The 25362-nt window shown below is 62.1% G+C and carries 23 protein-coding genes; 11 read left to right on the top strand and 12 right to left on the bottom strand.

The window, feature by feature from the left end:
* The first annotated feature begins 45 nt into the window (after positions 1–45).
* The 4 genes from ABN482_RS09945 to panC are packed head-to-tail and all read left to right on the top strand — an operon-like array spanning position 46 to position 5020.
* On the top strand, positions 46–261 hold the full coding sequence (locus tag ABN482_RS09945; RefSeq protein WP_109063130.1) for a heavy-metal-associated domain-containing protein: 216 nt from the start codon (positions 46–48) through the stop codon (positions 259–261).
* On the top strand, positions 258–2414 hold the full coding sequence (locus ABN482_RS09940) for a TonB-dependent siderophore receptor (protein ID WP_349503841.1): 2157 nt from the start codon (positions 258–260) through the stop codon (positions 2412–2414). The genes ABN482_RS09945 and ABN482_RS09940 overlap by 4 nt, the downstream gene beginning before the upstream one ends.
* Positions 2415–2426: 12 nt before the next feature.
* On the top strand, positions 2427–4151 hold the full coding sequence (locus ABN482_RS09935; protein WP_349503840.1) for an ABC transporter ATP-binding protein/permease: 1725 nt from the start codon (positions 2427–2429) through the stop codon (positions 4149–4151).
* A 20-nt stretch (positions 4152–4171) separates the two neighbouring features.
* The gene (gene panC, locus ABN482_RS09930; RefSeq protein WP_349503839.1) at positions 4172–5020 is read left to right on the top strand and encodes a pantoate--beta-alanine ligase; all 849 of its coding nucleotides are present in this window, start codon (positions 4172–4174) and stop codon (positions 5018–5020) included.
* A 6-nt stretch (positions 5021–5026) separates the two neighbouring features.
* Here panC and ABN482_RS09925 read toward each other — a convergent pair whose 3' ends face one another.
* On the bottom strand, positions 5027–5725 hold the full coding sequence (locus ABN482_RS09925; RefSeq protein WP_349503838.1) for a hypothetical protein: 699 nt from the start codon (positions 5723–5725) through the stop codon (positions 5027–5029).
* Positions 5726–5799: 74 nt separating this feature from the next.
* Between ABN482_RS09925 and ABN482_RS09920 the strand changes: the two genes are divergently transcribed.
* The 5 genes from ABN482_RS09920 to ABN482_RS09900 are packed head-to-tail and all read left to right on the top strand — an operon-like array spanning position 5800 to position 8980.
* Positions 5800–6468: a prepilin peptidase gene (locus tag ABN482_RS09920; RefSeq protein ID WP_349503837.1), complete on the top strand. Its 669-nt coding sequence runs from the start codon at positions 5800–5802 to the stop codon at positions 6466–6468.
* A 20-nt stretch (positions 6469–6488) separates the two neighbouring features.
* Entirely contained in the window at positions 6489–7127 is a 639-nt protein-coding gene (gene coaE / locus ABN482_RS09915) for a dephospho-CoA kinase (protein ID WP_349503836.1), read from the top strand.
* Positions 7128–7142: 15 nt separating this feature from the next.
* Positions 7143–7895 carry a cell division protein ZapD gene (gene zapD, locus ABN482_RS09910; protein ID WP_349503835.1) on the top strand — a complete coding sequence of 251 codons (753 nt, stop codon included), beginning with the start codon at positions 7143–7145 and terminating at the stop codon, positions 7893–7895.
* A gap of 36 nt (positions 7896–7931) precedes the next feature.
* Positions 7932–8207 (top strand): lipoate-protein ligase small subunit, encoded by a 276-nt coding sequence (gene lplB, locus ABN482_RS09905; protein WP_349503834.1) that lies wholly within the window; start codon positions 7932–7934, stop codon positions 8205–8207.
* A complete protein-coding gene (locus ABN482_RS09900) occupies positions 8204–8980 on the top strand; it encodes a lipoate--protein ligase family protein (RefSeq protein WP_349503833.1) in 777 nt (258 codons plus the stop codon). The genes lplB and ABN482_RS09900 overlap by 4 nt, the downstream gene beginning before the upstream one ends.
* 61 nt (positions 8981–9041) lie before the next feature.
* On the opposite strand, the gene ABN482_RS09895 is transcribed toward ABN482_RS09900, so the two are convergent.
* From ABN482_RS09895 to ABN482_RS09865, 7 genes are all read right to left on the bottom strand, one after another.
* Positions 9042–10019: a Nudix family hydrolase gene (locus tag ABN482_RS09895; protein WP_349503832.1), complete on the bottom strand. Its 978-nt coding sequence runs from the start codon at positions 10017–10019 to the stop codon at positions 9042–9044.
* A gap of 42 nt (positions 10020–10061) precedes the next feature.
* Entirely contained in the window at positions 10062–10970 is a 909-nt protein-coding gene (locus ABN482_RS09890; protein ID WP_349503831.1) for an ATP-binding protein, read from the bottom strand.
* Positions 10971–11004: 34 nt separating this feature from the next.
* A complete protein-coding gene (gene argJ, locus ABN482_RS09885) occupies positions 11005–12231 on the bottom strand; it encodes a bifunctional glutamate N-acetyltransferase/amino-acid acetyltransferase ArgJ (protein ID WP_349503830.1) in 1227 nt (408 codons plus the stop codon).
* A gap of 119 nt (positions 12232–12350) precedes the next feature.
* The gene (locus ABN482_RS09880) at positions 12351–14225 is read right to left on the bottom strand and encodes a family 2A encapsulin nanocompartment cargo protein cysteine desulfurase (RefSeq protein WP_349503829.1); all 1875 of its coding nucleotides are present in this window, start codon (positions 14223–14225) and stop codon (positions 12351–12353) included.
* Positions 14200–15132: a family 2A encapsulin nanocompartment shell protein gene (locus ABN482_RS09875; protein ID WP_143859086.1), complete on the bottom strand. Its 933-nt coding sequence runs from the start codon at positions 15130–15132 to the stop codon at positions 14200–14202. Before ABN482_RS09875 ends, ABN482_RS09880 begins: the two co-directional genes overlap by 26 nt.
* A 93-nt stretch (positions 15133–15225) precedes the next feature.
* A complete protein-coding gene (locus ABN482_RS09870) occupies positions 15226–15501 on the bottom strand; it encodes a helix-turn-helix domain-containing protein (protein ID WP_143859085.1) in 276 nt (91 codons plus the stop codon).
* Complete coding sequence (locus ABN482_RS09865) at positions 15486–15950, bottom strand: rhodanese-like domain-containing protein (RefSeq protein ID WP_502877275.1); 465 nt, start codon at positions 15948–15950, stop codon at positions 15486–15488. Before ABN482_RS09865 ends, ABN482_RS09870 begins: the two co-directional genes overlap by 16 nt.
* A 438-nt stretch (positions 15951–16388) precedes the next feature.
* Between ABN482_RS09865 and ABN482_RS09860 the strand changes: the two genes are divergently transcribed.
* The gene (locus ABN482_RS09860; RefSeq protein WP_349503883.1) at positions 16389–17360 is read left to right on the top strand and encodes an ABC transporter substrate-binding protein; all 972 of its coding nucleotides are present in this window, start codon (positions 16389–16391) and stop codon (positions 17358–17360) included.
* Positions 17361–17417: 57 nt separating this feature from the next.
* Here the strand turns inward: ABN482_RS09860 and ABN482_RS09855 are convergent, their stop codons facing one another.
* Complete coding sequence (locus tag ABN482_RS09855; protein WP_349503828.1) at positions 17418–17861, bottom strand: SUKH-3 domain-containing protein; 444 nt, start codon at positions 17859–17861, stop codon at positions 17418–17420.
* 101 nt (positions 17862–17962) lie between these two features.
* On the opposite strand from ABN482_RS09855, the gene ABN482_RS09850 reads away from it, so the two are divergent.
* On the top strand, positions 17963–19768 hold the full coding sequence (locus tag ABN482_RS09850) for an ABCB family ABC transporter ATP-binding protein/permease (protein WP_349503827.1): 1806 nt from the start codon (positions 17963–17965) through the stop codon (positions 19766–19768).
* Between the two features lie 9 nt (positions 19769–19777).
* Here the strand turns inward: ABN482_RS09850 and ABN482_RS09845 are convergent, their stop codons facing one another.
* From ABN482_RS09845 to ABN482_RS09835, 3 genes are all read right to left on the bottom strand, one after another.
* Positions 19778–21298 (bottom strand): surface lipoprotein assembly modifier, encoded by a 1521-nt coding sequence (locus ABN482_RS09845; protein ID WP_349503826.1) that lies wholly within the window; start codon positions 21296–21298, stop codon positions 19778–19780.
* 165 nt (positions 21299–21463) lie between these two features.
* A complete protein-coding gene (locus tag ABN482_RS09840; RefSeq protein WP_349503825.1) occupies positions 21464–22339 on the bottom strand; it encodes a hypothetical protein in 876 nt (291 codons plus the stop codon).
* Between the two features lie 179 nt (positions 22340–22518).
* A complete protein-coding gene (locus tag ABN482_RS09835; RefSeq protein WP_349503824.1) occupies positions 22519–25338 on the bottom strand; it encodes a TonB-dependent siderophore receptor in 2820 nt (939 codons plus the stop codon).
* Positions 25339–25362: the final 24 nt, after the last annotated feature.

Below are 25362 nucleotides of genomic sequence, written 5' to 3'. Positions count from 1 at the left end.
CCTGCGTGCTGCCATCCCTGCCAATGAATCATCAGGAATTGCATCATGAATACGTATCCCCAGACCCTGACCTGGACGGTCAGGAATCTCAATTGCTCGGGCTGCGCCAGCCGCCTGCTGCGCCTGCTCAACGCCCAGGATGGGGTGATCGAGGCTCGGGTCGAAGTCGACACGAAAAAGGTGGAACTGGATTTTGATCCGCGTCGCAGCAATCCGGAAACGCTCCGGCATGCCATCGAGGCGGGAGGGTTCGCAGTATGAAAGCGTCGACCAAAAAAGTGGGTACCACATCCGTCCGTTGCCTGAGTCTTGGGCTGGCGCTGGCTGCGGCGTTTCCGGTGATGGCCCAGTCGGCAGATCAAGAGACGGCTGAGCCGGTTCGCAGGCTGCCTCGCATCGATGTGAGCGCCGAGGCACCGCGTCCCTCCTATGCGCGGGAAGCCACCATTGCCGGCAAGGAGCCTCTCGCTCCGCGTGAAATCGCCAACTCAGTCTCGGTCATTTCCAGCCAACGGATCGAAGACCAGGGGTTGCAGACCGTGGCCGATGCCCTGAACCAGGTGACAGGTGTGACCGTCATCTCCAATGACACGACGCAGAGCCAGTATCTGTCGCGTGGCTATTCGCTTGGCGTGGCCTACGATGGCATTCCGGCCAGGGGCAGTCTGAATGGATTGCAGCAGTTTGATCTGTCGATGTATGAGCAGGTCGAGGTATTGCGGGGCCCTTCCGGCCTGTTCATGGGATCGAACGAACTGGGTGGCGTGGTCAATCTGGTGCGCAAGCGTGCCCTGCGTAACTTTGCCATGTCGGGTTCCGTCAGTGCGGGTTCCTGGGACAACTATCGGACAGATATAGACATCACGGGGCCGCTAAACGAGGCCGGTACGCTACGTGCCAGAGCCGTATTGTCAGCGACAGATCGACATTATTTTTACGATACAACTGCCACGCGCAAGTGGCTGGCTTATGGCACCCTGGACTGGGATATCACGCCTTCTACGACGGCTTCATTGGCGGTGGCGGTGCAGGACGACGATACGACGGCATCGTACAGCGGTTTGCCTGCCTGGAAAACTGGAGAGCTGCTGGACGTGTCTCGCCGTAGCAATCCTTTGCCTGATTGGAATCACCAGACCTGGCGTACGAACGATGTGGTAGCAGAACTGGAACATCGGCTGGACAATGGCTGGTCTTTTAAAGGCAAATTGAACCGGCGTGAACAACACCAGTTTTTCAAGGAGGCATTTTTCTGGACTGGTGTCGATCCGGTAGCCCAAAGCCTCGACTATCGCCGCCGTGTAGGTGATTTTGACTATACCCGGGATGCTGTGGATATATATGCTTCCGGACCGGTACCTCTATTTGGCAGAACCCATCAGGCGCTGGTGGGGTTCAACTATGAACGCTATCGTAACGAGTATGAGCGCTGGGGGTGGCAGCGACCCTATGACATGGAGGAAGGCGTGCCATTCGGACGTCCCGACCTGGTGTCAGAACTGAATGTGGACCAGTATGACCAGGGGGGCATCGAGGAGACCACCCAGCGAGGCCTGTACGGACAAATGCGATTAAGTCTGACCGATCCTTTGACCGTCGTGCTGGGGGGGCGGCTGAGCTGGTACAACAATAAATCACGTAATGTCGCGCCATCCCAGCGGACAGAGTGGAGCCAGGGAGCAAGGGAAAGCAGTCAGTTCACACCGTATGCAGCGGTGCTGTTTGACTTGACGAATGAATTGACCCTGTACGGCAGTTATTCCAATATTTTTGTGCCCCAGGCGCAACTCAGGGCTGATGGCAGTGTCCTCGACCCCCGCGAAGGGCGACAGATCGAGCTGGGGCTCAAAGGGGAGTTTCTTGATGGTCAGCTACAGGCATCGACTGCAGTCTACGATTTGCGTGATGTGAACCGCTCGCAATCGGATGGCAATGGTTATGCACTGAATGCAGGAGAAGTCTCCAGCAAAGGCTGGGAGTTTGAAATCGTGGGTCGGCCTGCACCGGGCTATGAAGTGCAACTGGGCTATGCCTATTCCCGTGTCAAATACCTCAAGGATAAAAACAACGAAGGATTGCCGTTCCAGACCTGGGAGCCCAAGCATTCGGCCAGGCTATGGGGGCTGCGGTCGTTCAGCGAGGGTGCGCTTGACGGCCTGACCCTGGGGGTAGGGGTGAACATCGCCAGTAGCAGCTCTGCCGGCTCAAGCGATGCATCGGCCATGCGTCGCCAGGGTGGCTACGCCATCACCAATGCCATGGCCAGCTATCGGCTCAATCGCCAGGTTACGGTGCAGTTCAATGCCAACAACCTGTTCGACAGAACGTACTACACGCGCCTGGGGGGCACGAACTCCTACAACACCTATGGAGCCCCGCGTAACTTCATGCTGACGCTGCGCGCGCAGTATTGATGAGAGCAAGGCATGAGGGCTGAACGCATGATGCCGTTGCCTCAGGCCGATCAGGTGCCGCGCCCGTCCTGGCGGGCGGCCTGGCACCTGATCGGTGCCTACTGGGTGTCCGACGACCGTTGGAAGGGGCGCAGCCTGCTGGCACTGGTGATTCTGCTGGATATGTTGCTGGTGTATCGGGCCGTCCTGATTACCTACTGGCAGAAGGACTTCTATGACACGCTGGAGGCACATCAGATTGCCACGTTCTGGCACCTGCTGGGCGAACTGGCTGTACTGGCGCTGGTCGGCATGGTGATGGATGCCGCGCGTGCCTATACGGCCCTGGGGCTGGAAATGCGCTGGCGCAACTGGTTGACCGGTGCGTTCCTGACGCGCTGGCTGAGGCAGGATGCATTCTGGCGGATCAGCCATGCCGGCACGGTCGAAAATCCTGACCAGCGCATTGCCGAAGATCTCAAATGGCTGGCCAGCAATGTGCTGGAGTTGTCCCTGGGATTGCTCAAGCACAGTGCCAACCTGGTGTCCTTCTCTGTCATCGTCTGGGGGCTGTCCGGCGTGCTGACGCTGTCACTGGCCGGCCGGCAGTTCGAGGTGGCCGGCTATATGCTGTGGGTCGCCATCCTGTATGCGGTGCTGGGCTCTCTGGTCATGGAAAGGCTGGGGCGGCGCATGGTGGCGGTCGATTATCGGCAGCAGCAGGCAGAGGCGGATTTCCGTTTCCTGCTGATCCGGGTGCGCGAGCATGCCGAGCAAATCGCCTTGCTGGGCGGTGGTCATGCCGAGCAATCTGCGCTGTTGCGGCGTTTTGATGCGGTACGTGCCAATTGGCGACACGTCATGACCTATACCAAGCGCATCACGCTGATTGATCGGGGCTATACGGAGGCCGGGGCCATGGTGCCTTACCTGCTCTGCGGGCCGCGGTTCTTTGCCGGTCTGATGACCCTGGGTGACCTGATTCAGGTGACCCAGGCGTTTACGCGGGTGCGCACTGCGCTGTCGTGGTTCATCTACCAATACAAGGAACTGGCGTTGCTGCGCTCGGTCTGCTGGCGGCTGGGCGAGCTGGAGCAGGCGCTTGGGTGTGATTCCGCAGACACGTCCGTGACTCGTCTGCGCAGGCGGCAGGGGCGTCGTGTCGGTCTGCATGTGCGTGCATTGAGTGTCTACACGCCGGAGGGTGAACGGCTCTCGGGGCCGCTGTCCTGGTCTGTCCTGCCAGGGCAGCGCTGGTTGATCACCGGCCCTGCCGGGGCAGGCAAAAGCACCTTGTTGCGCATGCTGGCCGGGCTGTGGCCGCACGGTGTCGGCGTCATTGCCGTGCCGGATCGCAGTCGCATGCTGTTTCTGCCCCAGCAGAGCTATCTCCCTGACGGGACACTGCGGCAATGTCTTTGCTACCCCGCCACCGAACAGGCGTTTTCTGCGAAGGCCTGTCGCCAGGCGTTGCAGGATGTGGGACTGGGACAGATCGGGGGAATGCTGGACAGCGCCCATGACTGGAGCCGACGTCTGTCGCCCGGCGAGCGCCAGAAGCTGGCCTTTGCCCGTGTCCTGCTGCATCGGCCTGCCTATCTTTTCCTGGATGAGGCGACCTCGGCACTGGATGAGGCCAGCGAGACTTCCCTTTACAATCTGCTGATCCAGCGCTGCCCGGATATGGCCATCGTCAGTGTGGCACATCGTCCGGCGTTGCGACAGTTCCATACGGATTGCCTGGCGCTGCAGGCGTGATGTTTCCAAGGAGAAGGGTCTTGCAAGTCGTAAATACGGTAGAGGCATTGCGCGAAGCACTGCAGGCGCATGACAAAGGGCCGGTGTTCGTGCCGACCATGGGCAGCCTGCACGACGGCCACCTGGCACTGGCGCAGCAGGCTCGTGCGCTGCAGGCAGGCCCTGTCGTGACCAGCATTTTCGTCAACCGTCTCCAGTTCGGGCCGAACGAGGATTTCGACCGCTATCCACGCACGCTCGATGATGATGCCGACAGGCTGCGCCAGGCTGGCACGGTCGATATCCTCTTTGCGCCGGACGAGCAGGTCCTGTATCCCGAACCCCAGACCTACCGTGTTCGCGTCCCGGCGCACCTGGGCGACATTCTCGAAGGTGAATTCCGGCCCGGCTTTTTCGAAGGAGTCTGCACGGTGGTGCTCAAGCTGTTTGCCTGCGTGCAGCCGCAGGCTGCGGTCTTCGGCAAGAAGGACTATCAGCAGTTGATGGTGGTGCGCAACATGTGCCGCCAGTTCCTGCTGCCGATACAGATCCTGGCCCAGGATACCGTGCGCGAAACCAGCGGCCTGGCCCTGTCATCGCGCAATCGCTACCTGACGCCGGCACAGTTGAAGGAAGCAACGCGGCTGTATGCCGGCCTGCATGGCCTGCAGCAGCAGATGATGGCCGGAGCGACGGATATTCTGGCGCTGGAGAATGCGATGTACGCGGATCTCGAACGCCATGGCTGGCATGTGGACTATGTCGCCATTCGGCGTCGCGCAGATCTTCAGGCTCCCCTGGCCGATGACCTGGCGGAGTCGGATCGGCTGGTGGCTCTGGTGGCGGCCCGCCTGGGCGGGACGCGCCTGATCGACAATCTGGAGCTGTAGACCGTATCAGTTGTTGCAAGTGGGGGCGTTGGCACCCGCTTCGTCGATCGGGTCCAGGTCGGGCTGGCGTGCCAGGTTGTAGTGCAGGCTGGGCTGGTGGCCGCCATAGGCATACAGCCGCAGGGTCTGTGGCGTGATGGCACTGAAATCCGCCTGCACATTGCCGTCGGCATTGAACAGCAGGACATGGGCCGGTGTGCTGAGCACCGCCTGCCAGCAGCCCTGGTCGACGGTGCCTGTGCCACTGTGACCCTGGCTGTCCTGCGTGACCGAGCGCGTACGCCAGCGGCCGTTGGGCGACAGGGTGAGCGTAATGCGCTGTGCCGCACACTGGGCCGGGCCGCCGACGCAAGGCAGCGTGCCGGCGAAGGTGATGGGCTCCGGATAGAGCTGCGCCGTGGCCGGAGTGGACGGGACGACAGGGCCTTCACCCGTTGTTTCGGCACTGTCCTGCCGGTCGTTGCGATCTGCGCCGCGCAGCGGGATCTGTATCTGCGAAGCCGCCTGAGCCCGGGGCCGGTTGTGCAATTCCTGTTGCTGGTAGCTGGCGTCGGTGGCCGAGCTGGCACGCGGCGGGTCATAGTAGCCGGGGGTGCGCTGTTGCGCACAGCCAGCCGTGACCAGGCCGGCCGCCAGCACAAGGCCGATCACGCCCGGACGGCGCAGGAAAAGGGAGGGCGAGGGGCGTGGGCTGTGTGTCATCATGGTCGCAGTAGGCTGGGCGAGGATTGGGGTCGATGGTAGTGTAGCTGTTCGTTGCGTTAACGGGAATGGGAGCCATGTCCGAGCTGCTTGCAAACTGGAAGCAAACCTTGCTGGCCATCGTCCTGCTGCAGGCATGGGTGGCCGTGCTGTGCCATATCGCGCCTCGACTGGTGGCGCAGATCGATGCCGTGCAGGTCGCGCGCAGCCGACCTGCGCCGGCCTTGCAGTGGGTAGCGCATGCGCTGGTACTGGTCCTGACCGTGGTGTTCCTGTGGTTGCCTGTGTCGCCGCATGCCTGGGTGTCCATGGCGGTGGTGGCCTGTGGGGCGAGCCTGCTGACCTTGGCCTGGATCGATGCCAGGACCTGTCTGCTGCCCGATGGCTTGACCTTGCCTTTGCTGTGGGCCGGGTTGCTGGTCAATCTGGACGGCGCGCTGGCTCCGTTGCGAGACGCCGTGCTCGGTGCCGTGGGCGGCTACCTGGTGCTGTGGTGCGCGGCTGCGGCATACAGGCGGCTGACCGGGCGCGAAGGCATGGGCTATGGGGATTTCAAGCTGCTGGCTGCGTTGGGCGCGTGGCTGGGCTGGGAGTGGCTGCCTGCCCTGATGCTGGTGTCGTCGGCCTGTGGGGTGCTGGCTGCGCTGCTGGGACGTGTCATGGGATGGTGCCGGGCCGGGCAGGCCCTGCCGTTCGGGCCGTGGCTGGCACTTGCCGGTATCATGGCGCTGGCATGGCAAGGTTGATGAGGGGGGAGTGGGGCAGCATGTTGAAAATCGGACTGACGGGCGGGATCGGCTCCGGCAAGAGTCGCGTGGCCGAGCTTCTGGCCGGCTGGGGCGCAGAAGTGATCGATGCCGATGCAATCGCTCATGCGCTGACTGCGCCGGGTGGTGCTGCCATGGAGGCTGTCGTGGCGGCCTTCGGCGAGCAGGCGCGTACGCCCGAGGGCGCGCTGGATCGCGCATATATGCGTGATCTGGTGTTTCGCCAGCCAGGGGCCCGCCATCGACTGGAGGCCATCCTGCATCCTTTGATCCAGCAACAGTCGGCAGACCGGGCTGCCGCAGCCGCAGCGCGGCCGGGTGATGCGCGGCCGCCATACATCGTCTTCGTGGTGCCGCTGCTGGTAGAGTCCGGGCATTGGCGAGATCGCGTGGATCGGGTCTGCGTAGTCGATTGCGACCCAGAGACGCAGGTTGCCAGGGTGGCCGTGCGCAGTGGCCTGTCGCGCGAAACCGTGGAGCGCGTCATGGCGGCGCAGATCGACAGGGGTTCTCGGCTGGCGGCGGCGGATGATATCATCGACAACGACGGCAGCGTGTCGCCCGATTGCCTGTCACGGCAGGCGCGTGCGCTTCATGATGCCTGGCGTGCCGGTACCCGCTCCACCCCTCAAAAATAGAGAGTTCCAGCGCTTGTGATCCTGTACGAATATCCATGCAATGAACGTGTCCGGATACTGCTGAGGCTGGAGAGTCTCTTCGACCGGCTGTTCTTCTTCGCCCAGGGCGAGGATGCGCGCCATCATCAGGTGGCGATGGGCTCGATGTTCGATATTCTCGAATGCCTGGATCGTACCGACATCAAGGGCAGCGTCATGCAGGATCTCGACCGGCAGCGCCAGGCGCTGCTGGTATTGCGCGGCCATGCCTCGGTCGACCAGGCCGGGCTGGAAAAAACCCTGGCCGACATCGAGCAGGCCATTGCGGCGCTGGCCAGTCAGGGCAAGATCGGTCAGGCCCTGCGCGACAATGACTGGCTGACCAGCCTGCGCGGACGCCTGAGCGTGCCGGGTGGTGCCACCCAGTTCGAGATGCCGTCCTACTATGCCTGGCAGCAAAAGCCCATCGAGCAACGCCGTGCCAGCCTGCGCGACTGGGTGGCCGTGATCCTGCCTGTGTTCCAGAGCCTGTCGCTGTGCCTGCGTCTGCTGCGGCAGTCCGGCAGCATGACCGATGCGGAGGCACCGCAGGGAGCCTATCAGCATATGCTGGGTGGCAAGGTGCAGCAGTTGGTGCGGGTCCAGGTCGATGAGGTTCATGGTGTGTTCCCCGAGATCAGCGCCAACAAATACATGATCTGGATACGTTTCTCGTGCCAGGATGGCGAAATGAAGCCTCAGCAGGTGACGCGCACGATCCCGTTCCGGATTGCACTGTGCTCTTTCTGAACCGGTGCCTTCTTAATCTTGCAGGAAGCCTTTTACATGCATGCCGAATACAAAGTCCCTGGTGGCAAGCTGCTGGTCATTGATCTGGAGACCGATGGGCGTCAGATCATCGATGCCCGTCTGAGCGGTGATTTTTTCCTGGAACCACCGGAGGCACTGTCCGATATCGATGCCGCGCTGGAAGGCCTGCCGGTCGAGGCCAGTGAGGCCGAAATCGCCGCCGCCGTCACGGCAGCCTTGCCGGCAGGTACCGAGATGTTCGGTATCTCGTCCGAGGCCGTTGCCGTGGTCGTGCGGAGGGCACTGGCATGAGCCGCAGCTGGGATAGCCTGCCTTGGCAATTGATCCACGAGGCACCGCAGGAAGCTGCCTTGCACATGGCGCTCGATGACGTGATCACGCAGGAGGTCAGTGATGGCATACGGCCTCCGACACTGCGTATCTGGGAGTGGTCCGAGCCGGCAGTCGTGATCGGCCGCTTCCAGTCGCTCAGGAATGAAATCGATCCCGAGGGTGCTGCCCGTCATGGTATCAATGTGGTGCGCCGCATCAGCGGGGGCGGGGCGATGTTCATCGAGCCGGGCAATGGCATTACCTATTCGCTGAGCGTTCCCAGCGAGTTCGTGGCCGGCATGAGCTTCCAGGAAAGCTACGAGTTTCTCGATTCATGGGTGATCCAGGCCTTGCGCAAGCTCGGTATCGATGCCTGGTATCAGCCGCTCAACGACATCACCAGTTCGGGGGGCAAGATCGGCGGTGCCGCCCAGGCCCGGCGCGGCAAGGCGGTGCTGCACCATGTGACGATGGCCTACGATATCGACGCCGACAAGATGCTCGAGGTCCTGAGGATAGGCAAGGAAAAACTGTCCGACAAGGGCACGACCAGCGCCAAGAAGCGTGTCGATCCCTTGCGCAGCCAGACAGGCCTGAGTCGTGATGCCGTGGTGCAGGCCATGCTGGATTCATTCCGTGAGCAAGCACCGCTGCTGGCACCGGGTGTGCTGGGCGAGGACACGCTGGCCAAGGCCCGCAAGGCCATGGAAACCCGCTTTCTCACGCCGGAGTGGATCGCGCTGGTGCCCTAGATCTGGCCTGAAATTCTCTGCAGCCAGATAAAACGGGCCGCATTGTACGGCCCGTTTGCATTTACCACCAGCCGCGTATGCCAGCCACGCCGTGTGCGCCGTGCTGGCGGGCGGTCTGCAGCAGATCCGGTGTGACGCCACCCAGTGCATAGGCCGGCAGGCCGGCAGAACGGGTGGTCTTGAGGAAGGCGTCCCATCCCATCGGCGCACGCCCGGGATGACTGTCTGTCGGCAGTACCGGACCCAGTACGATGAAATCGGCCTGCAGTGCTCGCGCCTGGGCGAATTCGCGGGAACCGTGCGTCGATACCCCGACCAGGCTGCTGTCCCTGTCGAAGGTGGGGCGGGCCGGGAGGGCTGCTGCATCGGCGGCACGCAGGTGCACGCCGTCGGCTTCATGCCACCAGGCTTCCGGATGGGCACTGTTGACCAGCACACGGGCACCGGCCGCGTGGCAGCGGGCCATGATCGCTTGCAGCGCGTCATGCAGGGAACTGGCATCCGTGCCGTCGGGCCAGCCGGGTTCGCGCAATTGCACCAGTTTCAGTCCGCGAGCCAGCGCCAGATCCAGTCTGTCCAGGAAATCGGGCAATGCCTGCGGGCTGCCGATATCCGTGATGGCGTATTCGGTCGGCAGTTGCAGCCAGCGCAGCGGCGGGTAGGCGGCCGGCAGCAATGGGCCGACACTGTCGGCCTCGGCAGGCAGGGCCCACGACAGTTTCTGCTGCTCGCGACCGTAGGGCGTCCCTTCCCAACCGGTGACCAGCGCAAATGCCAACTTGACGAAGGCATGGTCATATTCATGGGTATAGGTGACCCAGGGCGTCACCGTGGTGACCTGGATGCCGAGTTCTTCATCCAGTTCGCGCACCAGCGCCTGCAGGGGCGTTTCACCCGGTTCGATCTTGCCGCCGGGCAGCTCCCACCAGCCGGACCAGCTCTTGTCGGCAGGACGTTCGGCCAGCAGCACCCGGCCCTGTGCGTCGAGGATCATGCCGACCGCGACGTCGATCGTTTTCTTGTGAGGAGAAGGAGTCATGCCTGTATCTATGGAGCAAGGTAAGTTGGGCGCATTCTGCGTTCAGGCATCCTGGTGCTGCGCAGCCCAGTCGCGTGCGAATTGCCAGGCCACGCGGCCGGAGCGCGACCCCCGATGAAGCGCCCATTGCAACGCCTCTTCGCGGGCGGCTGCGATGGTTTCCGGCGAGCAGCCCAAGTGTGCCAGCCAATGATGCACGATATCGAGGTAGTCGTCCTGACGGAACGGATAGAACGACAGCCACAGGCCGAAGCGCTCGGACAGCGAGACTTTTTCCTCGACGGTTTCCCCTGGATGGATTTCGCCGTCCTGGCCGGGCTGTGCCTGCAGGTTTTCACGCATGTGTTCCGGCATCAGATGACGCCGGTTGGAGGTGGCATAGATCAGCAGGTTGTCGCCTGCCGAGGCAATCGAGCCGTCGAGCACCGACTTGAGGGCCTTGTAGCCGGCTTCGCCTTCCTCGAAGGACAGGTCGTCGCAGAACACGATGAAGCGTTCGGGGCGGCTGGCAACCAGTTCGACGATGTCGGGCAGGTCGCCCAGGTCCGACTTGTCCACTTCGATCAGGCGCAGGCCCTGCCCATGGTAGGCCGCCAGCATGGCCTTGACCAGAGAACTCTTGCCGGTGCCGCGTGCGCCGGTCATCAGGACATTGTTGGCCGGACGGCCCGCCAGGAAATAGCGGGTGTTGCGGTCGATGATGTCTTTCTGGCGCTCGATGTGTCGGAGGTCATCCGGCTGGATACGGGCCACGTGGCGGACGGCATCCAGCCAGCCTCGGGCACCCCGGCGACGCCAGCGCCAGGCGCTGGCATTCCAGTCGATGGGCGGTGGCGCGGGCGGCAGCCAGGCTTCCAGCTGGGTCAGTACGCGGCTGGCCTGGGCCAGCAGTGCGGTCAGGTCGGCACCAGAAGCGGTGGAGGTCGTGGCTGCGGGATCTGTCGGGGTCATCCTGTCTATGCGGGTATGCGTTTTGACGGAGTTCTCAGGAACGGTAGTCAGCGTTGATGCTGACATACTCGTGCGAGAAATCGCAGGTATAGACCGTATCCGAGACGTCGCCGCGACCCAGTGCGATGCGCACGGTGATTTCGGGCTGCTGCATTACGCGCTGGCCGTCTTCTTCACGGTAGTCGGGGTTGCGGCCGCCGTCGCGGGCCACCAGTACATCGTCGAGCCACAGGCGCAGCTTGGTGGTGTCCAGGTCATCGATGCCGGCGTAGCCGATGGCGCACAGGATACGGCCCAGGTTGGGGTCGGATGCGTAGAAGGCGGTCTTGACCAGCGGGGAGTGCGCCACGCTGTAGGCAACCTGGAGGGCTTCATCCGTGGTGGCGGCCTCTTCGACATGTACGGTGATGAACTTGGTGGCACCCTCGGCATCGCGCACGATCTTCTGCGCCAGTTCGCGCGAGGCCTGTGCCAGTGCATCGCGCAGTTCGGTGTAGTGAGCGTCATCGGCGCTGTCGATGTGCAGGCCGGACTGGCCGGAAGCGATCACGATGAAGGAGTCGTTGGTCGAGGTGTCGCCATCGACGGTGATGCGGTTGAACGACTGGTCGGCCAGCTCGCGCACCAGACGGTCCAGCAGCGGCTGGGCGATGCCGGCGTCGGTGCCCAGAAAGCCCAGCATGGTGGCCATGTTGGGACGGATCATGCCGGCCCCCTTGCTGATGCCGGTAATGGTGATCTCGTGACCGCCGATGCGCACGCGCACCGAATGCACCTTGGGCAGGGTATCGGTGGTCATGATGCCATGCGCGGCACTGAACCAGTTGTCTGTGCCCAGGCCGGCAATGGCAGCGGGCAGGGCGGCCGTGATGCGGTCAACGGGCAATTGTTCGAGAATCACGCCGGTCGAGAACGGCAGGACCTGTTCCGGGGTGACATCCAGCTCGCGGGCCAGGGCTACGCAGGTGGCCTGTGCTGCCGCCAGTCCTTGCTCTCCGGTGCCGGCATTGGCATTGCCGGTGTTGATCACCAGCGCACGGATGCCCTGACCAGCCAGCAGGTGCCGTTCACAGAGCTGCACGGGGGCGGCACGGAAACGGTTCTGGGTGAAGACGCCGGCGACCGAACTGCCGGGGGCCAGTCGAAATACCGTCAGGTCGCGTCGGTTGGCTTTGCGTACACCGGCCTCGGTGACACCGATTTCGATGCCTGGGACGGGATGGATATCCGTTTCTGCGGGGATGTGAAGATTGACGGCCATGTCGATACTCGTGTTGAAGTCAGGCGCGCATGCGGGCGAACCTCCAATTATCGTCAATTTTCGGGGCTTGTGGAGAGGAAAAGGGCGCGGCAGTCTGCCGCGCCCTCGATAACGCAAGTTCAACGCTTCAGATTTTGCAGCGCCTGCACCAGCGTGTCGATTTCCTCGCGGGTGTTGTAGAACGCCAGCGAGGGGCGCACTGTGCTTTCCACGCCGAAGCGGCGCAGGATGGGTTGCGCGCAGTGGTGGCCCGAGCGTACGGCGATGCCTTCGCGGTTCAGCGCCACGCCCACTTCCTGGGTCGAGAGACCTTCCAGCACGAACGACAGCACGCTGGCCTTGTGGGCAGCGGTGCCGATCAGGCGCAGGCCGGGGATCGTCGAGAGTCCTGCGGTGGCGTATTCGAGCAGGCCATGTTCGTAGGCACCGAGCGTGTCGATGCCGTAGCGATCCAGGTAGTCGAAGGCGGCACCCAGGCCCACGGCATCCGCGATATTGCCGGTGCCTGCCTCGAAGCGGGCCGGCGCGGGCTGGTATTGCGTATGCTCGAAGGTCACGTCGGCGATCATGTTGCCGCCGCCCTGCCAGGGCGGCAGACTGTCGAGCAGCGCCTTCTTGCCGTAGACCACCCCGATCCCTGTGGGGCCGAAGACCTTGTGCCCGGAAAACACAAAGAAGTCGGCATCCAGCGCCTGCACGTTCACCCGCATGTGGGCCACCGATTGCGCACCGTCCACGATGACCTTGACGCCTGCCGCATGGGCAATGCGGATGATGGCATCGACCGGCACCACCGTGCCCAGCGCGTTCGACACCTGCGTCACCGAAACGACCTTGGTGCGAGGCGACAGCAGGGCGCGGAAGGCATCAAGCCGGACCTGGCCGTCGTCGTCGACCGGAATCACGCGCAGGCGTGCGCCCTTGTCGGCGGCAAGCTGTTGCCAGGGCACGATGTTGGCATGATGCTCCAGGTGCGAAACGATGATCTCGTCGCCTTCTCTCACCTGTTGGGCACCCCAGGTGCGGGCCAGCAGATTGATGCCTTCGGTGGCTCCGCGCACGAATACGATCTCGTCGGGCGAGGCCGCACCCAGAAATCGGGCCGCCTTTTCGCGGGCTGCTTCATAGGCGTCGGTGGCGCGTGCGGCCAGCGCGTGCGCCGCCCGGTGGATGTTGGAGTTTTCGTGGGCGTAGAACCAGGCCAGCCTGTCGATCACGGCCTGGGGCTTGTGGGTGGTGGCCGCGTTGTCCAGCCAGATCAGCGGCTTGCCGTTGACGGTTTCCTGCAGGATGGGAAAGTCGCGTCGCAGGGCATGCAGCTCGTAGGCACCGAGGGTGCTGTGGCTGTGGGATGTCGCAGCAGGTGTGGTGGCAGGCGACGGGGGGGTCCCCTGTGGGGCTGCCGGATGCGTCACGGGTACGGAAGAAGCCGCAGGCGTGCCCGGCTGCTGTGCATCCACAAAGTAATACGGCGATGGCGCGGTGCTGCGAGGGGCCTCCCGCTCCAGCTCAGGCACGCCTGGCAACGAGGATGGCAGCGGTGCGCCTGCCGCCGGTACGGGCCAGCCCCCTTCCTTCTGGAAGTAGTAAGGCGTGCTGGAGGTTGGCGAGTAGGGGTGGTCCACTCTGGGAGCCGGGATGGCGTGTGGACCCGCATGATCCAGGTAGCCGATGCCGCCACGCCCCAGGGCCACCGCATCGGGCTGCAGCAGCGTTCCGTTGATACCGGGGGCAGGTGTGGCCGAAGGGTGTGGGCTGCCTGCGCCAGTCGCCGTGGTGATGCCGGTATGGGTGCCGGGCGTCGAGGTCGGGGCCAGGGCGGGGTGCAGCGCCTCGGGTTGGTCCGGTCGGTGTCCGGCCAGGGCGGCAATGGCCTCGCCACTTTGTCCGGGCAAGGCCGCGAACAGGGCATTGGCAAGCTGCGCCAGGGCCTGTTCGCCGATGGGCGGGGCGGCTTGCGCCGGCCGCTCAGCGATAGGTGTCGGGGTACTCATGGTACTTGCCCACTTCAACGTCTTCAAGAACTGCCAGTGCGTCGTCGGACAGCACGGCCAGCGAGCAGTACAGCGAAATCAGGTAGGAGGCGATGGCGTTGCGGTTGATGCCCATGAAGCGCACCGACAGCCCCGGCCCCTGCTCTCCGGCCACACCGGGCTGGAACAGGCCGATCACGCCTTGGCGGCGATCACCCACGCGCAACAGCAGGATCGAGGACTTGCCATCGACGACCGGTACCTTGTCTGACGGAATCAGCGGTACGCCGCGCCAGGTCAGGAACTGCGAGCCGTACAGGCTGGTGGTGGGAGGCGGCACGCCGCGTCGGGTACATTCGCGGCCAAAGGCGGCGATGGCCAGCGGATGCGCCAGGAAGAACGCGGGCTCTTTCCAGACCTTGGTCAGCAGTTCGTCCAGGTCATCGGGCGTGGGCGCGCCGGTCAGTGGAAAGACCCGTTGTGATTCGGCCACGTTGGCCAGCAGGCCGTAGTCTGGGTTGTTGATCAGTTCGCTTTCCTGGCGCTCCTTGACCGTTTCGATGGTCAGCCGCAGTTGCTCCTTGATCTGGTCATGCGGGCTGCTGTAGAGATCCGAAACCCGCGTATGGATATCGAGCACCGTGGTGACCGCATTGAGGAAATACTCGCGCGGCTGGGTTTCGTAGTCCACGAAGGTGGTGGGCAGTTCGTCTTCATGGTCACGCTGGGTGCAGGTGACCAGGACTTCCTCTGCGTTGCTGACCTTGTTCAGGCGGAAAATGCCGGCCTCGACGGGCTGCCATTGCAGCAGGTGCACCAGCCAGCGAGGCGAGATGGTGGAAAGCTGTGGTGCGGTCTTGGTGGCGTTGGCCAACTGGCGGGCGGCATGGTCGCCCAGTGCGCGTTGCGGTAATGCCTGCTTCGACATGAAAACTCCCAGGGATGGAGATGATCGGATATATGCAAATTCCTGGCTGTCATATTGCGTCCGGCCAGACCGGGCGGCAACATGCTATCGCCATCAAAACGCGGCAAAGGAGGCGGTCAGCGCCCGAAAATGCGGCGTGCGATATTCGGCATGCTCGATCAGTTCCGACAGCCGGATCCCCAGCGCCCGGGCGATCTTTTCCGTGGTGGCAAGCGAGGGCGTTACCAGCCCACGCTCGATTTCTCCGATATAGGATCGGTTCAGATCGGCATGCTCGGCCAGGACCTCCTGCGACCAGCCTCGATCTTCGCGCAGGTATCTGACGGACAAGCCGAAATTGTGCGAGACGGGGTTCAGCTCTGTACCCATGGCAACCCCCGCAGACGCCAGCCATTGATGCGCCCGCGCTGATGGCTTGCATCGCGCTGGCCCTCGAAGCCTTCCAGGATATTGAATACCTGGCTGAACCCGGCCCGGGTCGCGGCCAGGGCGGCATCGGCCGAGCGGTTGCCACTGCGGCACAGCAGCAGCAGGACATGATCCTTGCCGGTACGCGCCTCAAGCTCGCGCACGAAGCGGGGGTTGCGCGTCAGTGCCGTACCCGAGGCCCAGGCTACGTGTTCGCCGACGGCGACATGGCCGACAAAGACCCGCTCTTCATTGCTGCGAACGTCCACCAGCGTGGCCAGCCCGTAGCCGGCCAATGCCCAGGCCAGTGCCGGGGATACCTGGCCGGCATAGCCGAGCTGGTCTGCCGTTCCCTGCTGGCGGGCTTGCTCCAGTGCCGCCAGGGCCTGATCCGGGCTGAAGGTTTCGATGTCGAAAGGGTGCGGCTGGTCGCCGTGTGCGGGTGTGCCCGAACCGTTGCCGGCGTGTGGGCGTGGCGCTGGGGCCTGGTCGTGGGAAATATGGGTCATGGTGTCCGGAAAGCTCGATGGGGGATGCTGCATTCAGGCCACCGGCACCGGCTGGTGCGTCAGTGGCGACAGGATCCAGACTAAGACCGGGCCGCCCGAAAACAAACGAATTGAAAATTGAATGCTTATAAAGCGAAGGCCTATATGCCATTTGCGGATATATGGCTGGATTGAAAATCTGCACTTTCCGAATAACCAAAGACGATGTTTTTATTTTGTGCGATCAGGCCGGCTGCTGATAATCATCTGTCACGACAGATTGAATCGAACAAGGATAATTCCATGTCATATGCAAAAAGGATATTGAGCCGCCTGACCGTTTTTGCCGGTGCAGGTGCCATGCTGCTGGCGGGCACGATGGGACAGGCCATGGCCGAGGAGGGCAAGCTGCGGATTGCCGAGCAGTTCGGTATCGTCTATCTCCTGCTCAACGTCGCACGCGATCAGCAACTGATCGAAAAGCACGGCAAGGAAGAGGGGCTGGACATCGATGTGGACTGGGTCAGGCTGTCGGGCGGCTCGGCCGTCAATGATGCGCTGCTGTCCGGCTCGGTGGATATCGCCGGTGCCGGCATCGGCCCGTTGCTGACCATCTGGGATCGCACCCAGGGCAAGCAGAACGTCAAGGGCGTGGCCTCGCTGGGCAATTTCCCGTATTACCTGGTGACCAACAACAAGGACATCAAGAGTATTGCGGATTTCACCGACAAGGATCGGATTGCCGTACCGGCAGTCGGTGTGTCGGTGCAGTCACGCTTCTTGCAACTCGCCGCGGCCAAGCTCTGGGGCGAAGACCAGTACAACCGTCTGGATCGGCTGACGGTGGCGTTGCCGCACCCGGATGCCGCAGCTGCCATCATCGCCGGCGGTACCGAGATCACGGGCCATTTTGGTAATCCGCCGTTCCAGGAGCAGGAGCTGGCCGGTAATCCCGATGCGCATATCGTGCTCAAATCGTACGATGCGGTCGGGGGTCCCAACTCTCCGACGGTGCTGTTCGCGACCGAGAAATTCCGCGCCGAAAATCCGAAGACCTATCGCGCATTCCAGAATGCGCTGGCCGAGGCCGCCGAATTCATCACGAACAATCCCGAAGAGGCGGCACAGATCTACATCCGTGTGGCCAACGCAAAAATCGAACCAGGATTTCTGACTGAAATCATCAAGAACCCGGATGTGGAATTCAAGCTGGCACCGCAGAATACCTTCGATTTTTCGCAATTCCTGCACCGCGTGGGGGCCATCAAGAACAAGCCGGAATCATGGCGCGATTACTTCTTCGAGGATGAGCTGACAGCTCAGGGCAGTTGAGTGTTGTCCATGCAGGGGGGCGGCGGTAACACGCCCCCCCCTGATTCGAACGCCGTCTCATCGAGCCGGGAGTTCCACTGCGTCCTTGCCGTGGATCAGGACGTCCAGGCTTTCGGCGAGGGTGGTGCCATACCGGTAGATCCGATCATCGAAGACGCCATACAGCACGCCATTGCCATGCATCAGTATGAGGTGGCCGTTGTCGCATTCGCCCACGGGCACGAGGGGGCAGCCGGTGACCGTTTCGTACTGCTCGACCTGTTCCCTGTAGACTTCACGAACAGCCTTTGCCGGGTCGATGTAGAAGCAGCGGGCGGCCCCGGGGTGGTTCCTGTAGGGGGCGTGATGCCCATGGATGCCATTGTGTGTCTGCAGAAACAGGGCCAGGGCATCCGATATGGCATAGCCCATGCTTTCGAGGGTCGAGAGGCAGGAGGCCAGATCGGTCGCTTCCTGTGTGACGGCACCATATCGGGACGCCTGTTCGATGAGGGTGTTCATGCGGTGGCTCGCAGGCCGTGGCCGGCCAGGTTTCGGGTCGGGAAATTCTAACGTGGCGGCATGGACTATGATGGGGGATTGGCACATTTCCATCCCCACCCATGAGCTCACTTCCTTCGCACACCGGCGAGCGGCCGGTCGAGCGCGCCCATGGCGCACGCTCGGGCTGGTCGGTCGTCGCCGGCCTGCTACCCTATCTCAAACCCTACAAAACCCGTATCGGGCTGGCATTGGGCTGTATTCTGCTGGCCAAGCTGTGCAATCTGCTGATGCCGCAGGCACTCAAGCAGATCGTCGATGACCTGAACGTACCGCATACGCTGCTGGCACTGCCGCTGGGGCTGTTGCTGGCCTATGGCCTGGCACGGGTTGGCAATACCCTGTTTTCAGAACTGCGCCAGGTGGTGTTTGCACGCGTCATGGCGCGAGCCTCGCGCCAGATTACCCGACAGGTGTTCGAGCACCTGCACCGCCTGAGCCTGCGGTTTCACCTGACGCGCCGTACCGGTGGCGTGGCGCGCGATGTGGAGCGGGGCGGCAAGGCTTTTTCCGACCTGATGGACTGGACGCTCTATTCCATCATTCCCGTTCTGCTGGAAGTACTGCTGGTCACGGCCGTACTGGTGTATTCCTATGACTGGTGGTTTGCCGCGATCACGCTGGCGACCCTGCTGGTATATGGTGCCTGGACGATCCTGGTTACGGAATGGCGCACCCGCTACTACCGCGCCACCATCGAGGCCGACAACCGCGCCAACGAACGCGTGGTGGATTCGTTGCTGAACTACGAGACGGTCAAGTATTTCAACAACGAGGCGCACGAGGTGGGCCGCTACAACGAGAACCTGCTGCGCCTGGAAAATGCCCAGGTCAAGGCCATCAATACGCTGGCCGTCCTCAACCTGGGCCAGAGCCTGATCGTGGCGGTGGGCGTGACGGCCATGATGGCCCTGGCATCACAGGGCGTGGTCGATGGCAGCATGACGGTGGGCGACCTGGTGCTGGTCAATGCCTACCTGCTGCAACTGTCGGCACCGCTGTTCATGCTGGGCATGATGTATCGAGAGGTCAAGCAGGCCCTGACCAACATGGAAAACCTGTTCAGCCTGCTGGACCAGCGCCAGGAAGTACGCGATGCCCCCGATGCAAAAATCCTGCCGGCGCAGCCCCCTCGCGTGCGTTTCGAGGCTGTACATTTTTCCTATGATGAGCGGCGCGAAATCCTGCATGGCATCGATTTCGAGATACCGGCCGGTGGCACGCTGGCGGTGGTGGGGCATTCCGGGTCGGGCAAGTCGACGCTGGCGCGGCTGCTGTACCGTTTCTACGATATCGACTCTGGCCGCATCCTGATCGATGACCTGGATATCCGCGAAGTCACGCAGCATTCACTGCGCCAGGCCATCGGCATCGTGCCGCAGGATACCGTGCTGTTCAACGACACGATCTTCTACAACATTCGATATGGACGCCCTGATGCCTCGGCAGAAGAAGTCGAGGCTGCGGCACGGGCTGCGCAGATCCATGCCTTCATTGCCTCGCTGCCCGATGGCTACGATACCCCGGTGGGCGAGCGTGGCCTCAAGCTCTCGGGGGGCGAGAAACAGCGCGTGGCCATTGCCCGGGCACTGCTCAAGAATCCTTCGATCCTGATCTTCGACGAGGCCACCTCGGCGCTGGATTCGAATTCTGAACGCGCCATCCAGTCCGAACTGGACAAGATCAGCGTGGGGCGTACCACGCTGGTGATTGCCCATCGGTTATCGACTGTGATGAATGCCGACCAGATCCTGGTCATGGATGCCGGCGACGTGGTCGAGCGTGGTACCCACGAGGCATTGCTGGCGCAGGATGGTCGCTATGCGCAGATGTGGCGGTTGCAGCAGCGTGACGGGCAGGCAGGATGACGGATCGCCTCAAAAGCGTTTTTCGAACATCAGACTGACCTCTGTGCGATCGCGGGCATACATGGGCAGGTTGCTCGTGATCCTGAGATAGCTGATGTTCAGCTTCGGTTCGAGTCCGGCGATCGTAAAGCCCGGGGCCCACAGCGAGGCATCCAGCCTCAGTTCGCGGTCGCGCCGCTCCTGGTTAAGGAACAGGGCATAGGGCTGGTCATACGACTGCCTGCCATAGCGGGCGCTCAGACGGGCACCGAGTGTGCTGCCGAATGTCTTGACCACGCCCAGCTGCGCCCACGGAAAACGGTAGGCGTACTCGCGGGCGGTGGTCGATTCGCGCTGCAGCCCCAGGCTGCCGAAAGCCAGCAGGCTGGGGGAAAGGGTGCGCACTGCGGTCAGGGACAGGATATCCAGGTGCCCATCGTAGGCGGCATAGTCGCGGTCGTCGTACTTGCGCTTGAGCCATAGCCATGCGCCCATCAGTTGCCAGTCGGGCGAGGGACGCCAGCCATACTCCAGGGCCATACCGTGGTTGTGGCTGTAGCGGCGGCCCCCCATCCAGGCCTGGCTGACCTGCGGCGTGGCCGAGAACCAGATATCGGCGTTCTGCCATTTGTAGCCGCCACGCAGGGTCAACGTACGATCACTGTAATCGCGCTGTTCCTGGTAAGACACGCCGTCGATGTCGGCACCCAGCGTGTAGTAGTGATGGCCGTCGATGTTGCGCTCGACGTTCGCACCGCCACTGTACTTCAGGCCCCAATCGGATTTGGGCAAGGCATCGCTGCCCTTGGCGAACGGGACCCAGAACGTCCAGCCGCCTGCTGCGACAGGCAGGTAAAGCATGCGATCGCGATTGGCTGAGTTGACGTTGTTGTTGTAGGCAAGACCTGCGCTGATCCGGAAGTTCCAGCGGCGCTGCTGTGCAAGTGCCTGACGGTACTGTTCAACACTGTGCTGCGCGGCCGGATCTGACAGTTGGCGCTGGTGCAGCAAGGCAAGTTCGGCATTGGAGCGTTCGAACTGGCGATCCTCCATCAGCATGGTGGACAGTTCCAGACGTACATAGTCCAGGTCCGGATGCTGTTCGACGAGCTGGCGATACAGCGCGATGGCGTCGGCCAGGCGACCGTCGTGACGCAGCAATGCGCCCTGTATGTAGTCGCGCAGAACAGGATCGACGCCACGCATCCAGGGATAGAAGCGCATGATGCGGCGCAACGTATCCCAGTCTTCCTGCAGCATGGCCTGGTTGAGGATCAGCTCGGTCAGCTTGATGTCTCCGGCCAGGTCCTGGTCAGTGAGCTCCACCGGCGGCTGTGCCGGTTGTGCCGGCTGGCGATGCACGATCGATGGGGTAGGCGTCTGCGGCTGTGGCAGGAACGGCTGTTCCGGTTCCAGCGGTCGTACCGGTGCAGGCAGGGGCGGTGGGGGCGCGGCGACCTGGGCCTGTGCCGGTTCGAGCATGCCCAGGATGAGCAGGCCTGGCGCGAGCAGGGCAGACAGCAGACGGTGGAGCGGGGGGATGGACGGCATGTATTTCCCAAGGGGGATGGGAGTTCAACAGAACGGCTGTCGAGGCAGGATGACTGCCCCGACAGCCCGGGGCGTGCACGTGGGCTATTTCAATTTAATTGAATGGAATTTCAATTTATATTGATATCTATTCATTAAAAAGAAGAGTCTGGAAGTGCACGGCAACTACTGCTTCGCCCCGATGATTGCAGTCGAACCGATGCGGTCCGGCAGGCCCTGGATGGACCCGGCGATTTCTGCGCCTTGCGGGCCGAACAGGGTCAGGTCGTATGTTGCCTTGGATGCAGGGCCGCCGATTTCGGCCCATGCGTTGGCATTGCTGACATCCGCATTGGTGACCGTGACGTTACCATTGAACGTCAGCCCATTGGCGGTTGTGGCCAGCACTGCCTGATTCAGTTTGCCGCTGTTGATGTTGAAGAAGATATCCTGGCCGGTTGAGGATTGCGAGGCAGGGATCTTGATTTCGTTCAGGGAGAACGTACCCGAGCCTATTGCTGCACTCGGACTAAGCACCGTGACGGCATAGTTGAAATCACCACGCGGGAAGTTGGTGAACGCAACGCCAGCATAGTTGTAGGTGCCATTGACCAGCGTGCCCGCTGCTGTCTGCTGGCCGACCACGCTCTTGACGAAGTGACGGGCTTCAGTACCGCGCGAGAGATTGACCACGGCTGCCGAGTAGTTCTGACGGTAGAAACGGTAGACCACGGGGGCACCGGTCGCTGCGGAATGGTCGTTGGAGGTCAGGCTCAGGTCATCGTTGTGGCCGCGGCCACCGCTGTCCTTGCCATACAGCGTGAAGGCCTGCAGGTTGTTCAGGTCGAATGTGTTGGCAATGGTTGTGCTGGCCTGCCCGGTGACGCTCTGCGCCGTGGATGGGCCATAGGTCTGGCCGTTGTAGTTGAACGAGCCCAGATAGGGCGCATTGGCGGCATTGCCGTTCTGGTTGAGGTTCAACTGATTCCATGCCGAGGCTCCACCGCTGAAGCCAGCGGCCAGCAGCGCAACGGCCAGCATGCCAAATTTACGGGTTTGCATTGCAATACTCCTTGATGAGAGGAACGTCGAAACGGCGTCCGGGGGTGGACGCCGTGTCCTGGGCAGGCAACCCGGCTGGATTGCTTCGCCCATTTGTCGGCTTTGTGCGGGGGTTGCATGCAGCCGACATCCTGAAAGACACGCGACAGTATGTGAAAGTGCAAGTTTCCCGAAAATTTCTACATGCGATAGTTCAAGGTCAGCATCGCATTGCGCGGCGCACCGGAGATATAGGAGCGCTCGTGCTGGTAGTAAACCTCGTCGAAAACGTTGTTGACGTTCAACTGCATGCTGAAATTCCTGTCGATCTGGTAGCGGGCCATCAGGTCGAAGACGTGATAGGCATCCTGTTTCATCATTTCCTGCTCGACCTGGGTCTTGTTCGTGGGTATCCAGGCCGACTGGGTGCTGCTCTGCCAGCGCCAGCCCAGCCCCAGCATCAGCTTGTCGAAACTGTATGTGGTGAAAAGCTTGAAGGATTTTTCGGGGGCGCGGTAAGACGCCGTGAAATCATCACGCGCGCTCGCCAGGACTTCTCCCAGATTCATCGGTACAAGCTGCTTCTGCCTGACGTAACCGGCAGCCATGTTCCAGTTCGGGGTGATGGCCCCTGCCACGTTGAATTCCCAGCCATAGACACGCCAGCCGTTGTCGATCGTTCCCGAGGTGGCGGCGTTGTTGGTCTGGTAGGGGAAATCCTTTTGCTCCATCTTGAAGTACGAGGCGGCCACGTTGAGCTGGCCGTCGAAGAATGCGCTTTTCAGGCCGCCTTCGTAGGTGATGGAGCGCACCGGCGGCAGCCATTCTCCTGTAGCCCAGTTCTTGCTTGTTGCCGAGTTGATGTCACGTACATAGGTCGTGGTATAGCTTGCGTAGGCGTTGACCTGGGGGGTGATTTCATAGATCAGCCCGGCATAGGGGAGGAACTTGGGCTTCAGCCTGGGCGGCGTGGCGGCCCGGCCGTCATAGTCGCCTGTGCAGTAATCCCTGTGGGTGGAGTTTTGCGCGCAACTGAAATAGGGATCGTCATGTGTGTCCTGGGCCCAGCGTCCGCCCAGGATCAGGTGCGTGCGTGCGAAGGGCCGCAGGTGACTGGCAAAGTAGACGCCTGTCTGGCGAGATCGGGTATGTGTGGTGATCTGGCGGGTGAACATATCATTGCCGTTGCCAGCAACAGTAGGAGCCTTGCCGTCTCCATTGGCATTCCATTCGTCGATGGAGATGCCGGAACGATGGGCGCATCTCGCAGTTCGTTCTTGAATCTGCTGATTGAAATCGGCCTCAAATGCTTCCAGCGATCCCCATAGCAGTTCTGCATATGGCCTATAGATTTCACGTTGATCATTCAGATTTGCGAACGCTTCATCAGAACACAGACTCTGATGCTGCGGCCCCGCGCCGACCTGAAGCACACCGCTGTCGAGTTGACTCGTATCTTCGCTCGCGTATCCCCAGTGCAGCTTGCGGTGCACCGCATAATAATTCGCTCCGACGACGAAATCCTGCTGGCGATCCGCCAGTTCGAAGCTGCCCTTCAAGTGCAGGTCAAAAGCCTTGACTTCGTTTTCGCTGTTGTCACGCCTGGCGGAGTAGGATGCCCGGTCGGCCCGTGGGACGTAGTAAGTCGTCCCGATCTCCCCATAAAGTTTGTCATCCCTGTTGTTGGCGTAGTTGAAGCTGGCCTTCACCAGCCAGTCGTTGTCGAAGGTGTGCTCCCAGGAGGCGAACAGATTGGTGTACTTGCGATGGGTGCGCGACCAGGGCGTGGCGTTGTTGAAATTGCGGTCGACGGCTTCGGTCTCTTCGGCATGGAGGCCAGAGCCGTCGGTGTAGTCATACACTTCCGAATAGCGCGTGATCCCATGCGGTGAGGCCCCGTTCAGCTTGAAGTCGTAATGCGTGACCCCCAGGCTGATCCGGTCATTGTCGGTCACGTCCAGCGCGCCGATCAGCGACAGGGCCTTGCGGTCGCTGCTGACGCCGTCTACCCAGTGATCACCTTCCTGTGCTGCAGCGGCAAGGCGTATCCGCAATCTGTCGCTCAACGGCGTGGAGTAATCCACTTCGGCCCGGCGGGTGTTCCAGCTGCCGTATTTCAGGCTGGCCGACAGATGTGGATCGAGGTAGGGATGCTTGCGCACGAAATTGAGGCTGGCCGAGGCGTCGCCTGCGCCGCCGGTCAGGCTGTTGGAGCCTCGGATTACGTCGATGCGTTCGTACAGGAAGGAGTCCTGCATGCCGATGTCGCCGCTGGCCGAACCTGACAGGATGTAGGTGCTGGCCATGACCCCGTCCATCTGCACAGAAGTGACGGGAAAGGTCCGGGAGTAGATCGGCTGGCTGCCGGCACCGGCCACGCCAGCGGTCACCAGGGTGATGCCGGGCGTCTGGTCGAGCACTTCGCTGAGCGTCAGCAGGCCCTGGTCCTGTATCTGCTGGGCGGTAAAGGTGGTGATGCTCTGCGGGGTTTCCTTGGGTGCCAGGTCGAGCTTGGTGGCGCTGGCTGTGGTGGTGACTGTATAGCCGGTATTGGGGGCATCACCCTCACGGTATGCGCCGGCAATGGTGACCGTATCCAGTGCCGCGATGTTGTCGTCTGTTGCTGAGGCTGCAGTTGTATCGGGCAGGGCACGCAGCATCCAGCGGGACGGGCCGCTGGGAATCGCCTCGAAACCGCTGCCCTGCAGGATGCGCTGGAAACCAGTTGCGGCGTCGAAGCGCCCCTGCAGGCCAGGCGAGTGTTGGCCGGCCAGCAAGGCTGCATCGAAGGACAGGCTGACATCGACGGTCTGGGCGAACAGGTTGAGCACGGTCGGCAGCGGGCCGGCACCGATATCGATGACCTGTGTGCCGGCGGGGTCGGTCATGGCGGGCGTACTGCTGCCTTGTGCATATGAAATCCGTGGGGCAATGGATGCCGCCATCAGGCATAACAGCGTGGTGTTCAGTGTGTGCTTGAAGATGAATGAATTGCGCGGGACAAGGGGGGAGGCAGGCATGGGAATGCAATCGATGTCGGATGA

The organism is Corticimicrobacter sp. (genome assembly GCF_040137905.1).
In the GTDB taxonomy this organism is placed as follows: domain Bacteria; phylum Pseudomonadota; class Gammaproteobacteria; order Burkholderiales; family Burkholderiaceae_B; genus Corticimicrobacter.
This window is presented reverse-complemented; position numbering and strand designations above follow the sequence as displayed.

What these genes read in the sequence shown, in the direction of transcription:
- ABN482_RS09945 (WP_109063130.1), top strand. Translation starts at nt 46, where the DNA reads ATGAATACGTATCCCCAGACCCTGACCTGGACGGTCAGGAATCTCAAT.
- ABN482_RS09940 (WP_349503841.1), top strand. Translation starts at nt 258, where the DNA reads ATGAAAGCGTCGACCAAAAAAGTGGGTACCACATCCGTCCGTTGCCTG.
- ABN482_RS09935 (WP_349503840.1), top strand. Translation starts at nt 2,427, where the DNA reads ATGAGGGCTGAACGCATGATGCCGTTGCCTCAGGCCGATCAGGTGCCG.
- ABN482_RS09925 (WP_349503838.1), bottom strand. Translation starts at nt 5,725, where the DNA reads ATGATGACACACAGCCCACGCCCCTCGCCCTCCCTTTTCCTGCGCCGT.
- ABN482_RS09920 (WP_349503837.1), top strand. Translation starts at nt 5,800, where the DNA reads ATGTCCGAGCTGCTTGCAAACTGGAAGCAAACCTTGCTGGCCATCGTC.
- coaE (WP_349503836.1), top strand. Translation starts at nt 6,489, where the DNA reads ATGTTGAAAATCGGACTGACGGGCGGGATCGGCTCCGGCAAGAGTCGC.
- lplB (WP_349503834.1), top strand. Translation starts at nt 7,932, where the DNA reads ATGCATGCCGAATACAAAGTCCCTGGTGGCAAGCTGCTGGTCATTGAT.
- ABN482_RS09900 (WP_349503833.1), top strand. Translation starts at nt 8,204, where the DNA reads ATGAGCCGCAGCTGGGATAGCCTGCCTTGGCAATTGATCCACGAGGCA.
- ABN482_RS09895 (WP_349503832.1), bottom strand. Translation starts at nt 10,019, where the DNA reads ATGACTCCTTCTCCTCACAAGAAAACGATCGACGTCGCGGTCGGCATG.
- ABN482_RS09890 (WP_349503831.1), bottom strand. Translation starts at nt 10,970, where the DNA reads ATGACCCCGACAGATCCCGCAGCCACGACCTCCACCGCTTCTGGTGCC.
- argJ (WP_349503830.1), bottom strand. Translation starts at nt 12,231, where the DNA reads ATGGCCGTCAATCTTCACATCCCCGCAGAAACGGATATCCATCCCGTC.
- ABN482_RS09880 (WP_349503829.1), bottom strand. Translation starts at nt 14,225, where the DNA reads ATGAGTACCCCGACACCTATCGCTGAGCGGCCGGCGCAAGCCGCCCCG.
- ABN482_RS09875 (WP_143859086.1), bottom strand. Translation starts at nt 15,132, where the DNA reads ATGTCGAAGCAGGCATTACCGCAACGCGCACTGGGCGACCATGCCGCC.
- ABN482_RS09870 (WP_143859085.1), bottom strand. Translation starts at nt 15,501, where the DNA reads ATGGGTACAGAGCTGAACCCCGTCTCGCACAATTTCGGCTTGTCCGTC.
- ABN482_RS09860 (WP_349503883.1), top strand. Translation starts at nt 16,389, where the DNA reads ATGCTGCTGGCGGGCACGATGGGACAGGCCATGGCCGAGGAGGGCAAG.
- ABN482_RS09855 (WP_349503828.1), bottom strand. Translation starts at nt 17,861, where the DNA reads ATGAACACCCTCATCGAACAGGCGTCCCGATATGGTGCCGTCACACAG.
- ABN482_RS09850 (WP_349503827.1), top strand. Translation starts at nt 17,963, where the DNA reads ATGAGCTCACTTCCTTCGCACACCGGCGAGCGGCCGGTCGAGCGCGCC.
- ABN482_RS09845 (WP_349503826.1), bottom strand. Translation starts at nt 21,298, where the DNA reads ATGCCGTCCATCCCCCCGCTCCACCGTCTGCTGTCTGCCCTGCTCGCG.
- ABN482_RS09840 (WP_349503825.1), bottom strand. Translation starts at nt 22,339, where the DNA reads ATGCAAACCCGTAAATTTGGCATGCTGGCCGTTGCGCTGCTGGCCGCT.
- ABN482_RS09835 (WP_349503824.1), bottom strand. Translation starts at nt 25,338, where the DNA reads ATGCCTGCCTCCCCCCTTGTCCCGCGCAATTCATTCATCTTCAAGCAC.